This is a genomic window from Nonomuraea sp. NPDC050404, from assembly GCF_040655495.1.
In the GTDB taxonomy this organism is placed as follows: Bacteria; Actinomycetota; Actinomycetes; order Streptosporangiales; family Streptosporangiaceae; genus Nonomuraea.
Genome location: NZ_JBFAKB010000041.1, coordinates 15,821 through 29,097 on the forward strand (window position 1 = coordinate 15,821; position 13,277 = coordinate 29,097).

Below are 13,277 nucleotides of genomic sequence, written 5' to 3' on the forward strand. Positions count from 1 at the left end.
CCACTCGCGTCAGTTGACGCTCACCGACAAACGAGGCTCATAGGATGTTCTTGATCGGGTGGGGGATGTCAGGTAGGGCCTGAGTCAGGACCTGTTCCACCTCTTCCTGGGTCAGCAGCTCGACCTCCCGAAGCATGTCGAGCGACCGCCGCCACCACGTCCACGCCTCGTCGTGCCGGCCCATGTCGTGGTAGGTCTGGCCGAGCCCCCACGCCGAGGTGGCCTCCCACAAGTGATGGCGGCCCTTGTGCTGGAGTTCGATGGCCGTCCGGTAAGCGGACTCTGCCTCATAGAGCCGTCCTGACCTGCGGTAGGCGTCCGCCAGTGTGTCGTAGGCGTTCCCTTCCCTGGACGGGTTGTCGAGGTTGGCCAGGAGGGCGAGGCTGGCCTGGACCGTCGTGATCGCGTCGGCCAGCCGGCCCAGCTTGCGGTAGATCATCGCGCGGTTGTTCAGGAAAATTGCCTCGAAATCCGGTAGCTTGCCCGCTTCGGCGAGGGCCTGGCCCTTCTCCAGGGCGTCGAGGGCCTCGTCGTACCGCTCCAGTTGGGCGTAGTTGATGGCGAGGCCGTTGTAGGCCGATATTCTGCGCCGCGGCCGGTCGGCCCGTGCCCAGCAGGCGAGTGCCTGCTCCAGGTGCTCGGCCGCGGTGGAGAACTGCCCCATCGCCTGATACTTGATGCCGAGGAGGTTGTGCTCCAGCCCCTGGGCGGCGAGGTCGCCGCACGAGATGGCGATCTCGAGGGCGCGGGTATGGATGTCGATCAGTTCCCTGTTCAGGGACATGCTGGTGAAGGGCCAGTAGAGGGCGCAGGCCAGGCCGATGGCGGTCTGAGGGTCATCGTGGACGGCAGCGGCCTGGCGGGCCGCGGCGACGAGGTTGTCGCACTCTTGGTACGTCCAGTTCCCGGCCTCCTGCGCGCCGGCGAGCGGGATCCCGGGACGGTCGGCCTCGTAGTCGGACAGAGCGTGACCCGACGTGGGATCGAGCAGGAGGCTGGCGGTCTTGGCCGTGCCCAGATAGTGGTGGAGCGCTTGGCGTACGGCGGCGGTCCGGTCCGTCTCCGGAAGGTCGCGGGCCGCCAGCTCCTGGGCGTAGAGGCGGACGAGGTCGTGCATCCGGTACCGGCCGAGACCGGCGGGTTCGAGGAGGCGGGCGTCGAGGAGATGGTCCAGTGCCGCGGCGGCGTGCTGTTCCGGCCAGTCGGTGAGGGCCGCGGCGACATCCGGCGTGTACGTCGGTAGCTCCAGCAGGCCGAGCATGGTGAACAACTGGGCGGCGACATGGCCGCTGGGTTCCTCGCGCAGATGGTGATGGCTGACGGCGATGGCAGCGCGTACTTCGAGGTCTGCGTGTTGCAGGGTGTCGAGGCGGCCGGAGGCGCTGGTGAGCCGTTCGGCGAGGTAGGCGGGGGTCCAGTCGGGGCGGGCGGCCAGCCGGGCGGCGGCCACGCGGATCGCGAGCGGGAGGCCGCCGCACAGCCGCACGATCTGGTCGGCGGCTGCCGGATCGCGTTGTACGCGCGCCGGTCCTGCGATGCGGGCCAGCAAGGTGACGGCGTCGTCGCGGTCCAGCTCGGTGAGCTGGAGATGGTCGGCGTTGTCGAGGGAGACGAGGGCCTGCCTGCTGGTGATGATGACCGCGCAGGCGGGTCCGGCGGGGAGCAGGGGGCGGACCTGGCGGGCGTCCAGGGCATTGTCGAGTACGACGAGCAGGCGGCGGGTGGCGGTCAGCGACCGGTAACGGGCGGCGGCCTCGGCCGGATCGGACGGTACGGCGGCGCCGTCCAGACCGAGGGAGCGCAGCAACTGGCCGAGAGCGTCGATCGGCGTCATGGGGCGCAGGCCGGTGGAGGCGCCGCGCAGGTCTACGTACAGGACGCCGTCCTCGAAGCGGCCGGAGGCGGCGTGCGCGACCCGGACGGCCAGCGCGGACTTGCCGATCCCGCCGGGGCCGTTGATCGCGGCCACGATCGGCGAACGGGCTGGGGTCGCAGCCACGATTGGTGAGTGGGCCGCGGTCGCGTTCGGTGAGTGGGCTGGGGGCGCGGTCGCGTTCGGTGAGTCGGCTGGGGTCGTGGTGAGTAGATTGTCCAGCCAGGTGAACTCGGTGGAGCGGGCGGTGAAGGCGGGCGTGTCGGCCGGGAGTTCGGCGGGAACCACGCTCTCGGCGTGGGGAGCGGCGGGCTCGGTGGTCAGGTCGAGCGAGGGGTCACCGGTCAGTACGGCGCGGTGCAGCCTGCGCAGTACGACGCCCGGTTCGATGCCCAGCTCGTTCACCATGACGCGGCGGGCCTCCTGGTACACCGTGAGCGCTTCGGCCGGCCGGGCGGTGCGGTACAGCGCCAGCATCAACTGCGCGCGCGGACGTTCCCGCAACGGGTGTGCCTTGACGTGCGCGGTCAGCTCGCCCACCACGCCATGGTGGGCGCCGGCGGCCAGGCGCAGGTCGACGCAGTCCTCCAGCGCCGTGAGGCGTTCCTCCTCCAGCCGCGCCGCCTCGATCTGCGCCCACGTCTCGTTCCTGCCCCCGAGCGCCGCTCCACGCCATAACGTCAGCGCCCGCTCGTACAGGTCGATCGCGGTTGTCCGGTCAGAGGTGGCGCGCGCCTGCCGGACCAGCAGGGCGAACCGGTGCGCGTCCACGCTCGCCGGCGGCAGGTCGAGCCGGTACCCGCCGGGCACCGTGGCGATGACCTCACCCGGCAGGGCCTCCCGCAGCTTGGAGACCACGATGTGGAGCTGCTTGTCCACGGTGGACGCCGAACTGTCGGCCCACACGTCGGCCAGGAGGCGCTCGGTGGTGACCACCTGCCCGACGTTCAGCGCCAGCCGGGCCAGCACTCCCACTCGCCGCGCTCCCGCCAGCTTCAGCGCGGCGCCGTCCGCCGTGACCTGCCACGGCCCCAGGATCCTGATCTCGACGCCGATGAGGGTGCTCCGTCCATGAAGCTTCGCGAAGATTCGAAATGTTAGCGGACGATCCTGAGATTCGAGGTCGGATCGAGGCCGGTCAGGTCGGCGGTGGCAGTCCGCAGACGGGCCGCGAGTGCGGTGTCGGCCAGGTGGCCCCGGACGGGTTCGAGGGTGGGTGACTGGTTCAGGATGAGAGGGATGAGAGGGATGAGAGGGATGAGAGGGGGGTGCCTGGTTCAGGATGAGCTGTTCGCCCGTCTCGCCCGGTAGGCGCTCGCCTTCGCGCGGTTCTGGCAGGACAGGTCGCAGAATCGGCGCGAGGCGTTGCGCGTGGAGTCGAAGAACACCAGGGAGCAGTTGCCGGCCTGGCAGGCGCCGAGCCGGGCCGACTGGCCGACGCCGATGACCATGGCGATCGCCGTGCCCGCGTCGGCGGCCCAGGCGTCCACGAGGGTGGCGTCGGGCCGGTGGAAGGCGAGCACGGGTGGCTGATCGGGATGGCCGTGCAGGTTGGGGACCGCCCGGTGCCTGATCAGGAGGTCGTTGAGCTGCGCCGCGGCCGCGCCGATGCGGTCGCTCGCGCCGAACACCGGCCGCAACTCGGTGGCGATCTCCGCCAGCCCGTCGGCGTCGGCGGCGGTGAGCGCGCTGGGCCCCCCGGTCAGCGCGGTGGTGATCGTGGCGAGCCGGTCCTCCCCTGATCGCGGCGGGGTGACGGTACGGCCGTGAGCCATGGTGACGGCCAGGTGGTTCACCAGGAGGACCGAACGGTCGACCCATCTACCGACATAACTGTCTATCTCTGGTTGACCAGTGATTCGCCATGGATCTAGAGTCACTGGCATAGCTTATATAGACAGTGAGGAAGATGGCGATGACCGGATCACTCGCACGGCAGATGTGGCACCAGATCGAGCCTGTGCACGCCACGCTCTATTTCAGCCCCCAAGCCTTCGAGCGGGCGGCAAACCTCGGCTACGACGTCGAGTCGCGCTGGCCGAGCTACTTCGCCTGGCGCACCGCGCCGCTGGGCGCCGCCGGGCCGAGCCTGGTGAGCGCCACGTACTACAGCTTCAGCCCTGCGATGATCGCCCGGTACGTGCCCGCCATCTGGGCCACCGCGACCCCCGGGCAGGTGCTCGACGCCCGCCGGGAAGCGGTTGACCGCATGCTGAGCCCGTGGCTCGGTGGCGTGAGCGAGCTTGAGGAGGCGGCCGAACTGGCGGTCAGGGCGGCGGAGAGCATCGATCTTCCGCACCGGCCGCTGGCCGCGGCGAACCTCGACCTGCCGTGGCCCGACGAGCCGCATCTGGCCCTGTGGCAGGCGTACACGGTGCTGCGCGAACACCGCGGCGACGGACATCTGACCGCGCTGCGCGCCGCCGGCCTGGACGGTTGCGAGGCGCTCGTCTCCTTCGCCTCCATCGGAGCCGCCCCTGTGGAAAACTTCGCCGGGCGCGGCTGGAGCACCGAGGAGTGGTCGGCCGCGCGGGAACGGCTGGCCGGCCGCGGCCTCGTCGATGCCGACGGCCTGGCCACCCCGGCAGGACACGCCCTGCGCGAGCAGGTCGAGCGGCTCACCGACGAACTGGCGGCCGGGCCGTGGCGGGCACTCGGCGAGGCGAGCGCCGCACGCCTCGCCGAACTCAACCGTCCCCTGCTGGGCGCCGTGTTCGAGTCGGGGCTGCTGCCGATGACAAGCACACTGGGCATCGGGAAGGTACGGGTGCCCGCGTGAAACTCGAACGCCTCACCGGGCCGCAGGCGCTCGCCCGTACCGACCACCTGGTGGAGATCTACCTCGACGCGTTCAGCGGCCCGCCCTGGCATGAGAACGAGCGCGACGCCGCCGCCTTCGCCGAACGGCTCGCCGCCGACGTGCGGCGTCCCGGGTTCACGGCGGTGCTGGCGTCCGACGGCGGGCGTCCCATGGGCTTCGGTACGGCCTGGCCCACCCCTGCGCCCTTTCCGACGGGTCGCGCGTACGACCTGGTCCGGGCCGGCCTTGGTGACGAGGTGGAAACGCGCCTGGTCGGAGCTCTGGAGGTGGACGAACTCGCGGTGTGCCGGCAGGCGCGTGGACGGGGACTCGCGGGCCGGATCCTAGACCTGCTGTGCGCCGGCGCCGACACCTGCTGGCTGCTGACCCTTCCTGCGGCGGCCGACGCGGTCAGGCTCTACGAACGGCTCGGCTGGGAGCGCCTGACCGGGCCGGACGCGGAGGTGGCGGTGTTCTCCCGCCGTCCTGGCGGCGCTTCCTCGGAGACGTACGTGCGGTTCCAGAGCCTGAGACCGAACGCGCGGGGAACTCATCCCGGAGTGTTCGGCCTGGTGAACGGCCTGGCGATGCAGGGACGCCTGTCGGAGGCGGAAGAGCGGTTCAGGCGCGAGAACAACGCCTGGTACGAGGCGAACTTCACCAATCCCGCGACCGTGGACCCCAGCGTCTATGACCGGAGTGTCAATCCGGGGGCCGCGGCCTGGTTCAAGTCGTCAGCCGGTCATCTCATGTGCAGAGCGTCCGGATATCTGGAGATCCTCGCCGCTCACGGCGTGGAGTGTGTGCGCCTCGAATCGGCCGATCCGGGCAGGATCGTCTACGAGGACGACGATCAGGTGGTCGTCGTGCCGCATACCGCTACAGGTTCTTGACCTCGCCGGGTGACACCTCGGACGGAGTCCGGCGCAGCTCGTTCTCGAGGGTCGCCAGCACCGCCCGCACCCGGGCGCGATCGGGCCGGTACCCGGTGGCGTCATTCCCACGGTCGCCTCCCGCCATCAGGGTACGGACGGGATCGAGCGCGCCGACCTCGATCGACCGGTTCGGCATGGTCCGGCGCGCAGGTTCGGCCGGCCACCCGAGAGGGTTCGATCACATCGGAGGCGTGCCAGACTGGTTGTGACAGAAACAACCCAAGCTTGTCAGCGCCCGGTCGGTTGGTGGAGCGCGCTGGCGTGCTCGCCCGGTCGCGAGCACGGCCAGTCACGCCGCCACGCGGGACCTTGGTCGTGTACGCGCCGAGCCGTACACGAAAGGACCACCATGTCCACCGACCAGTTCGGGCTCGCCGAAGGCGACTACGTCCCCGACCCCGATCGCGACACGACGCTGCTCCTCGACGCGTTCTACGAGCATCTCCGCAGCGCGTACGAGCTTCCCGGCGACCTCACGGGCGCCATGCGGGCACGTCAGAGCGAGCTCGAAGCGGCGAACCGATCCATGATCGTCGACGAGCCCGCCCGGCACAACCTCCGCCTCACCCTGGCCCTAGTGGCGGCCTACGAACTGCTCCTGCCCAGGCTGGGCAGGGAGAAGGCCATCGCCGCCGTACAAGCCGCCTTCGTCGAACCGCTCGGTGACACCATGCAAGGGGGCACCCGGGCGATGCTGGACCACGCGCCGGACGCCTTCCTGGCCATGGTCGAGCTGAGCAAGTCGCGTGAGGAGCACGCGTTCGGGAAAGGGTTCGTCTTCGACAGGCCGGCCGATGACGACCGGCGCTACCACCTCGATGTACGCCAGTGCTTCTACCACGACGTGCTGGTCGCCAACGGCGCCCCGGAGCTGACCCCGGCCATGTGCGCGTTCGACGCCAACTGGATCGAGGCCATCGAGCCGGACCGGCACGGCTTCCGGTTCGACCGCCGCACCACCATCGGAACGGGCGGCACGCATTGCCCGTTCCATTTCACCCGGAACGCGGCAGCGGGGTAGCAGCCCGCACATAGTCGGTGCCGGTTGTCCGGGACACGTGCGCGACGGCGTCGAAAGCAGCGAAAACCGGCAGGTCGAGGAAGTAGTCGGCCATGCGGGAGTGCTGGAGGGATTCGGCGTCGTCGATGTGCGGGCGGGCCGCGCGCAGGTCCGCCAGGGTCCAGAGCGGGCCGGTGGGGAAGGCCGCCTCGACGCTGCCGGCGACGGGCGGCGGGAGCGGCGCGTCGTACCAGGTGCCCTCCGGGCGGTCCGGCGCCGGTTCGCCCACGACGGTGGTACGGCCGTGGCTCGCGGTCACGCCGATGGCCCGGTAGTCGTCGCCGAGGGCGGCGGCGAGATGGGCGCCGGCGGGCAGGAGCCGGCGGCCGGTGCTCTCGGTCGTGGGGGTTCGCTGGATGTGCCAGTTGTGCGCGGCCAGTACGACCCGCGTGCCGCTGTTCAGAAGTCGCAGTACGGACTCCGCCATGTAGATGTCGCGAAATGTCGACGCGGCCTCGAAGCCCTCGGTGGCGGTGGCGCGGTGGAGCTGGTCCAGGTACCAGGCGCCACGCAGGTGCCACGAGGCCGTGTCGTGCTCGGCATCCCGGCCCCCGGCGCGCCGCACGAAAGCCGTCAACTGGCTCAGCGCGCTGGTCAGCGCGTCCCGATCGCCCGGACCGAGCTCCTGGTAGCGGGCGAAGGCCCGCATGGTCACCGGATCGTGGAAGCGCAGGGCCACGTCGGTGGCCGTCTTCAGGGCGGGGAGCGCTTCGGGACACGCCCGTTCCAGGTAGCCGGCCACCGCTTCGAGCGCGGGCAGCGGCGACCCGAACGCGCCGGGCAGGTCGGTTCCGACGCATCCCAGCGACGCTCCCGCGGGCCGCTCGTTCCATCTCCGCATCCAGGTCAGCGCCTCGTGCATCTCCCGGCACTGCCCGAGCGACATGGCGATGCCCGTCTCGGCGACCCGTTCCACCGTGCCAGGGCCGCCCCCGACCCACGCGTCCAGGGCCTGACCTTGGGTGAACGGGGCCTCCAGAGCGTACACCCGGAATCCGCAGCGTTCGACCAGGAAGCGCAGGATGCGATGGCGTACCTGGTAGAACTCCCTGATGTGGTGGGAGCTCTCGCCCAGCGCCACCACCCGCGCGCCGCCGATGATCTCCCGGAGCGGTTCGAGGTCGTCCAGGGCCGCCTCAAGGTCCAGGGTGTCCATGGTGGTCCCGTGATCACGTACCCAGCTCGCGAAATCGGTCATCGTTCGCCTCCCTCGTCTTCGAGGAAGATCATGTCGCGGTACGCCGGGGGCGGTCGTCGTCCGGGGGAAGGCGGTTCGGCTACGCGGCCCGGAGTAGCCGGGGCCTGAACTACCACGCCGGTAGTACGGCCTCAGCGTGGCGACGGCAGGACGGACAACTCGCAGGGGTAGGAGTCGGCCGGCGCGTTCAGCACCCAGACGATCATGGCCGCCAGGGAGTGCGGCTGGATACACGCCTCGGGATCGTACGGGCGCCCGAAAGTGCTCCTGACCTCGCCCAGCAGGTCGGTCGCCGTCGCGCCCGGGTAGACCGTGGTGACGCGGATCCCATGGACGGCCTCCTCCTCACGCAGCGACTCGGCCAGCTCCCGCAGTGCCGCCTTGCTGGCGACGAACGCCGACCAGCGGGGGACGCCCGTCATGCCGGGTGCGGCGTTGACGAAGATCACGTGGCCTCTGGAGCGCCGCAGCGCGGGCAGCGCCAGCCGTACCAGCTCGGCGGCCGAGGCCACGTTCACCGCCAGCGTCCGCCGCCAGGTCTCGGGGCTCGCGTCGGCGACGGCCTCGATGGGCGAGATGCCCGCGCAGTGCACCAGCGCCCGCACCTCCCCGAGCTTCTCCACGGCGGCGGCCAGCGTGCCGGGTTCGGCCAGATCCGCCTCGATTCCCGGCACGTTCAGCCGGGCCACATCCCGTCCCACGGCGGTCACCCGATGCCCGGCCGCCACGAGCGCGTCGACCAGCGCGGTTCCGATCCCGCCCGTGGCCCCGGTCACCAGCACGTCGCCCATAACGATCACTTCTCCACATCGATCTGCGCAGCTCGGACGCCGGATCGCATGAACCCGGGCATGCCGACCAGGATGCCCCACGGGCGGGGGCGGTGTTGATACCCGGTTGATACACGGCTGAGCGTCCGGAGAAACCCGGCCAATACGGGGCGGACGGAATGCGGCTAAAGAGTGGTCGGCACGACGTCCTGATCCCATCGGCAAGGAGTCCACGATGCGTGTATTGATGTACGGCCTGCTCGGTATGGCGGTGCTGACCGGCTGCGGGGCGGCCACGAGCGCCGCCGCCGACGGCACCGGGGGCAGCTCAAACAGCGGGAGCAGCGGCGGTGCCACGGTGGACAAGGCGCGCGAGCGCGAGACCGTCGTCGCCACCTGCATGAAGCAGCGGGGTTTCGACTACACCCCCTCGGTCAGCAGGCCCAAGAAGCCGGCCGCGAACCCCGCCGACTACGCCGTGATGAAGGCCGACCGCGCCAAGAACGGCTTCGGCGTCTTCTCCGCCGTCGTCTATTCGCAGCCACCGCAATCCCAGGCACCCGACCCCAACCAGGCGGCGATCGAGAGCCTCTCCGGCGCGAAACGGGATGCCTACCTCAAGGCGCTGAACGAATGCAGGGTCAGCGCCCTGCGGCAGGTGAACGGCCTGAAGGTCACCTCGGTCGAGGACTACCAGGACCAGATGAGCACCGAGATCGAGAACATCGACAAGGTCCTCGACGGCGACCCCAAGCTCCTCCAGCTCGCGGCGCCGTTCGCCGAGTGCCTGAAGTCCAAGGGCGAGCGGGTGACCTCCACCAAGCCGCTCGCGCTGAGCGTGCGCGGCATCGAGGTGTGGATGAAGCAGTCCGAGCAGCTCGGCAAGATCTCGGCGGCGGAAGCCAGGCCGTACCTCGCCAAGGAGATCAAGTCGGCGCTGACCGACCTGGAGTGCGGCAAGGACTTCTACGCCGCCTTCCTCCCCCAGCAGCAGCGGCTCACCAACGAGGCCAGGGTGAAGTACGGGTTCCAGGAGCGGTGACGGCCACCCCGCGCGGCAAGCTGCTGCTCGTGCTGGCCGTGGTCGTGACGGTCGCGGGCACCGGCTGGGGAGTGGGCACCCTGCTGCGCTCCCCGGCCGACGAGGCGGCGGCGCGCAAACCGCCCAGGCCGTCGCTGGTCACCGCCGCGGTCGAGCGGCGCAAGCTGGTCGCCTCCGTCGTGGTCAGCGGCACGCTGGAGTACGGCTCGCCCCGCCCGGTGTCACTGGCCGGGGTGGTGGGCGGGTCGGCGGCGGGCGGCGAGACCGCTCAGCGCGCCACCCGCGCTCCCCGGCGGGGCACCCTCGCGGAGGGCGCGGTGCTGATGGAGGTGAACGGCCGCCCGGTGTTCGTCGTCTCCGGCAAGGTGCCGATGCACCGTGGCATCGTCCCCGGCGCCACGGGGGCCGATGTCGAGCAGTTGCAGAAGGCGCTGCGCAGGCTCGGCCACCGCGTGCCCGCGACCGGCGTGTTCGACCGGGCGACCATCGCCGCGGTGTCGCGCCTCTACGCCAAGCGGGGCTATGAGGCCCAGCAACCCACGCTGGAGCAGCGGCAGCAGCGCGACGAACTGCGCCGGGCCGTACGGACCGCCCAGGAAGTGCTCGCGACCGAGCAGCAAGCCCTTGACCAGGGCAAGGATGTGCTTCCGCTGAAGGTCAAGCTCGCCAACGCGCGGCAGGATCTGAAGGAGGCCGAGCAGGCGTTGCGGAGCGCGCGGGCCCAGGAGTTCACCGCCGAGGACGAGGCCAAGGCGGAAGCGGCCGCGAGTGCCGTACGGGCGGCTGAGGAGAAGCTGCTGGCGGCGCGGCAGGAACTCGCCCAGGCGACCCCAACCCCAATCCCCACTCCCACCCCGACATTGACCGCCTCGACCGGACCGCCCGTTGACACTCGCCTGCTCGAACTGCGGGTGGCCAACGCCGAAGAGGAGCTGGCCGCCGCCAGGTCGGCGCTGGGGCGTGTACGGCAGGAGGCCGCGAGCGCGCGGGCCGGGCGGCTGACCGAGCTGGGCAAGAACGTACGGCTGGCGCGCGAGAGTGTGGTCACCGCCGAGCAGGCGCTCCGGCGGGCCAGGCAGCTCTCGCCCGTCAAGCTGAAAGTGGCGGGCGCCCGGCAGGACCTGGCCGCGGCGCGGGCGCTGCTGGCCGAGTTCGCCAGGACCTACGGCACCACCGTCCCGCCGGGGGAGATCGTGTTCCTGCCCAGGCTGCCCGCCCGCCTGCACAAGCCGTCCGTCAAGGCGGGTGGGCTGGTCGACGAGGCGGTCGCCACGGTGACCAGCTCGGACTTCATGGTCTCCGGCTCGGTGGACGTGGCCGAGGCCGAGCGGGTGAAGACGGGGCTGAAGGCGAGCATCGAGACCGAGACGGGCAGGATCGTTCCCGCGACGGTGACCTCTCTCGGCGGGCGCGACGCGAAGGGCGCCGTGCCGGTGACGGTCACCCCTGTCTCGATGAAGGGGCTCAAGAAGCTCATCGGCGCGCCCGTGACGGTTCGCGTGACGATCGGCGCGACCGACCGGGAGGTGCTCGTGGTCCCGGCGGCGGCGGTCGTCACCGCCGCGGACGGCAGAGCCCGGGTGCAGGTGGAGGTCGCGCCGGACCGGACCAGCGAGGTCGGCGTGCGAACCGGCCTGTCCGCCGAAGGCGCCGTGGAGGTGACCGGCGACCTCGAACCGGGCGACCGGGTGGTGATCAACAGTGCCTGAGCCGGTCATCCTGCTCACCGACCTGACCAAGGAATTTCCCGGGGACCCTCCCGTCAGAGCCCTCAGCGCTATCAACCTAAGAGTCGAAAAATCGGATTATGTGGCCGTTGTCGGGCCCTCAGGGTCGGGAAAATCCACCCTGCTCAACACGCTCGGCCTGCTCGACCGCCCCACCAGCGGCGGCTACCGCCTCGACGGCATCGAGACCGGCACGCTGAAGGACGGCGCGCGGACCACCATCCGAGGCAGCCGCATCGGCTTCGTCTTCCAGTCCTTCCACCTGCTGCCGCACCGCAGCGTGCTGGAGAACGTCATGCTGGCCGAGGTCTACGGCGCCGCCCCGCGCGCGGGCCGCAAGGATCGCGCGCTGCGAGCCTTGCGGCGGGTACGGCTGGAGCACCGCGTCACCTTCCTGCCCGGCAGCCTGTCCGGCGGCGAACGCCAGCGCGCCGCCATCGCCCGCGCTCTCCTGGCCGACCCGTCCCTGCTGCTCTGCGACGAACCCACCGGCAACCTCGACAGCAGGAGCACCGACGCCGTGCTCGACCTGTTCGACGACCTGCGCGCCCAGGGGATGACCATCGTGGTGATCACGCACGAGAGCGACGTGAGCGACCGGGCCGCGCGCCGTGTGCGCATCACCGACGGCGTGCTGACGGAGGAGTAGACGTGCGCTCTCGTGACCTGCTGACGGAGGAATGGACGTGCACCCTCGTGACCTGCTGACCGAGGCCGTGGCGGGCCTGCTGGCCCGCCCGGTGCGCTCGGCGCTGACCACGCTGGGCACCGTACTGGGCATCACCACGCTCGTCGTCACCCTGGGCATCGCCGCGACGGCCGGCAACCAGATCGTCGGCCGCTTCGACGAACTGACCGCGACCTCCGTCACGGTCGAGGTCCCCGAGCACCCGTTCCCGCTGGTCGACTGGGCCGACGTCGGCCGGGTGACCCGGCTGCGCGGGGTGGTCTCGGCCGTCGCGCTGGCCGAGTCGGAACAGAGCGCCAACCTCAGCGTGCGCTCCAACGACATCGTGGACCCGGCCAGGGTCACCGACCAGACGCTGACGGTGGTCTCCAGCGGCCCCGGCCTGCCCGCCGCGGTCAAGGGCCGGATGATCGAGGGCCGCTACTTCGACGCCGGGCACATCGCGCGCGGGGACAAGGTGGTCGTGCTGGGCCGGCAGGCGGCCAGGCTGCTGGGCATCACCGGGCTGGCCAGGGCTCCGGCCGTCTTCATCGGTACGCAGGCGTACACCGTCATCGGCGTGCTCGGCGACCCGCAGCGCGAGAAGAGCCTGGCCGGCGCGGTCATGATGCCGCCCACCGCGGGCAAGCGCTACGGCCTGGACATCGTGACCCGGGTGCTGGTCAACACCGGGCTCGGAGCCGCGGAGCTGATCGCCGGGCAGGCTCCGTCCGCGCTCAGCCCGGGGCACGAGGCCATCCTCCAGGTCAGCTCGCCGGCCAGCCCCACCAGGGCGCGCGACGCGGTGGAGGGCGACGTCAACGCCCTGTTCCTGATCCTCGGGCTGGTCTCCCTGGTCGTCGGCGCGGTCGGCATCGCCAACGTCACGCTGGTGACCGTGATGGAGCGTACCGCCGAGATCGGCCTTCGCCGTGCCCTCGGCGCCGCCCGGCGCCACATCGCCGCACAGTTCCTGCTGGAGTCCACGCTCACCGGGCTGACCGGCGGCGTCATCGGCGCTTCCGGGGGAATCGCGGTGATCGTCGCGGTCTGCGCCGCCAAGCAGTGGACACCGGTCATGGACGTACGGCTGGCGGTCGCGGCTCCAGTCGCCGGCGCCGTCGTCGGGCTGCTCGCCGGCCTGTACCCGGCGCTGCGTGCCGCTCGCATGGAACCAGTCAACGCACTTCGGTAGATATGGTGCA

At 70.9% G+C, this 13,277-nt stretch carries 12 protein-coding genes; 7 read left to right on the forward strand and 5 right to left on the reverse strand.

The window, feature by feature from the left end; all coding sequences use genetic code 11:
* Window positions 1-37: 37 nt before the first annotated feature.
* On the reverse strand, window positions 38-2,848 hold the full coding sequence (locus tag AB0I81_RS57590) for a BTAD domain-containing putative transcriptional regulator (protein WP_360677756.1): 2,811 nt from the start codon (window positions 2,846-2,848) through the stop codon (window positions 38-40).
* 302 nt (window positions 2,849-3,150) lie between these two features.
* A complete protein-coding gene (locus AB0I81_RS57595; protein WP_360677758.1) occupies window positions 3,151-3,669 on the reverse strand; it encodes a CGNR zinc finger domain-containing protein in 519 nt (172 codons plus the stop codon).
* Between the two features lie 119 nt (window positions 3,670-3,788).
* Here AB0I81_RS57595 and AB0I81_RS57600 point away from each other — a divergent pair, with 119 nt between their 5' ends.
* Together AB0I81_RS57600 and AB0I81_RS57605 are read left to right on the forward strand one after the other, a co-directional pair.
* Window positions 3,789-4,652, forward strand: coding sequence for a hypothetical protein (locus AB0I81_RS57600; protein ID WP_360677760.1), 864 nt, complete (start codon window positions 3,789-3,791; stop codon window positions 4,650-4,652).
* Window positions 4,649-5,566, forward strand: coding sequence for a GNAT family N-acetyltransferase (locus AB0I81_RS57605; RefSeq protein WP_360677762.1), 918 nt, complete (start codon window positions 4,649-4,651; stop codon window positions 5,564-5,566). The genes AB0I81_RS57600 and AB0I81_RS57605 overlap by 4 nt, the downstream gene beginning before the upstream one ends.
* On the opposite strand, the gene AB0I81_RS57610 is transcribed toward AB0I81_RS57605, so the two are convergent.
* Window positions 5,553-5,744, reverse strand: coding sequence for a hypothetical protein (locus AB0I81_RS57610; protein WP_360677764.1), 192 nt, complete (start codon window positions 5,742-5,744; stop codon window positions 5,553-5,555). The two genes, AB0I81_RS57605 and AB0I81_RS57610, sit on opposite strands and share 14 nt — an antisense overlap.
* A 213-nt stretch (window positions 5,745-5,957) precedes the next feature.
* Here AB0I81_RS57610 and AB0I81_RS57615 point away from each other — a divergent pair, with 213 nt between their 5' ends.
* The gene (locus tag AB0I81_RS57615) at window positions 5,958-6,629 is read left to right on the forward strand and encodes an L-2-amino-thiazoline-4-carboxylic acid hydrolase (RefSeq protein ID WP_360677766.1); all 672 of its coding nucleotides are present in this window, start codon (window positions 5,958-5,960) and stop codon (window positions 6,627-6,629) included.
* Here the strand turns inward: AB0I81_RS57615 and AB0I81_RS57620 are convergent.
* The gene (locus AB0I81_RS57620; RefSeq protein WP_360677768.1) at window positions 6,604-7,866 is read right to left on the reverse strand and encodes an erythromycin esterase family protein; all 1,263 of its coding nucleotides are present in this window, start codon (window positions 7,864-7,866) and stop codon (window positions 6,604-6,606) included. The genes AB0I81_RS57615 and AB0I81_RS57620 overlap by 26 nt on opposite strands.
* Before the next feature lie 131 nt (window positions 7,867-7,997).
* Window positions 7,998-8,657 (reverse strand): SDR family NAD(P)-dependent oxidoreductase, encoded by a 660-nt coding sequence (locus AB0I81_RS57625; RefSeq protein WP_360677770.1) that lies wholly within the window; start codon window positions 8,655-8,657, stop codon window positions 7,998-8,000.
* A 214-nt stretch (window positions 8,658-8,871) separates the two neighbouring features.
* Here AB0I81_RS57625 and AB0I81_RS57630 point away from each other — a divergent pair, with 214 nt between their 5' ends.
* From AB0I81_RS57630 to AB0I81_RS57645, 4 genes are read left to right on the forward strand one after another with little or no spacing between them, the layout of a single operon-like run.
* On the forward strand, window positions 8,872-9,678 hold the full coding sequence (locus tag AB0I81_RS57630; RefSeq protein ID WP_360677772.1) for a hypothetical protein: 807 nt from the start codon (window positions 8,872-8,874) through the stop codon (window positions 9,676-9,678).
* Window positions 9,675-11,387, forward strand: a complete 1,713-nt coding sequence (locus AB0I81_RS57635; RefSeq protein WP_360677774.1) for a peptidoglycan-binding protein — start codon at window positions 9,675-9,677, stop codon at window positions 11,385-11,387. Before AB0I81_RS57630 ends, AB0I81_RS57635 begins: the two co-directional genes overlap by 4 nt.
* Window positions 11,380-12,054: an ABC transporter ATP-binding protein gene (locus tag AB0I81_RS57640; RefSeq protein WP_360677776.1), complete on the forward strand. Its 675-nt coding sequence runs from the start codon at window positions 11,380-11,382 to the stop codon at window positions 12,052-12,054. Before AB0I81_RS57635 ends, AB0I81_RS57640 begins: the two co-directional genes overlap by 8 nt.
* 31 nt (window positions 12,055-12,085) lie before the next feature.
* A complete protein-coding gene (locus AB0I81_RS57645; RefSeq protein WP_360677778.1) occupies window positions 12,086-13,267 on the forward strand; it encodes an ABC transporter permease in 1,182 nt (393 codons plus the stop codon).
* Window positions 13,268-13,277: the final 10 nt, after the last annotated feature.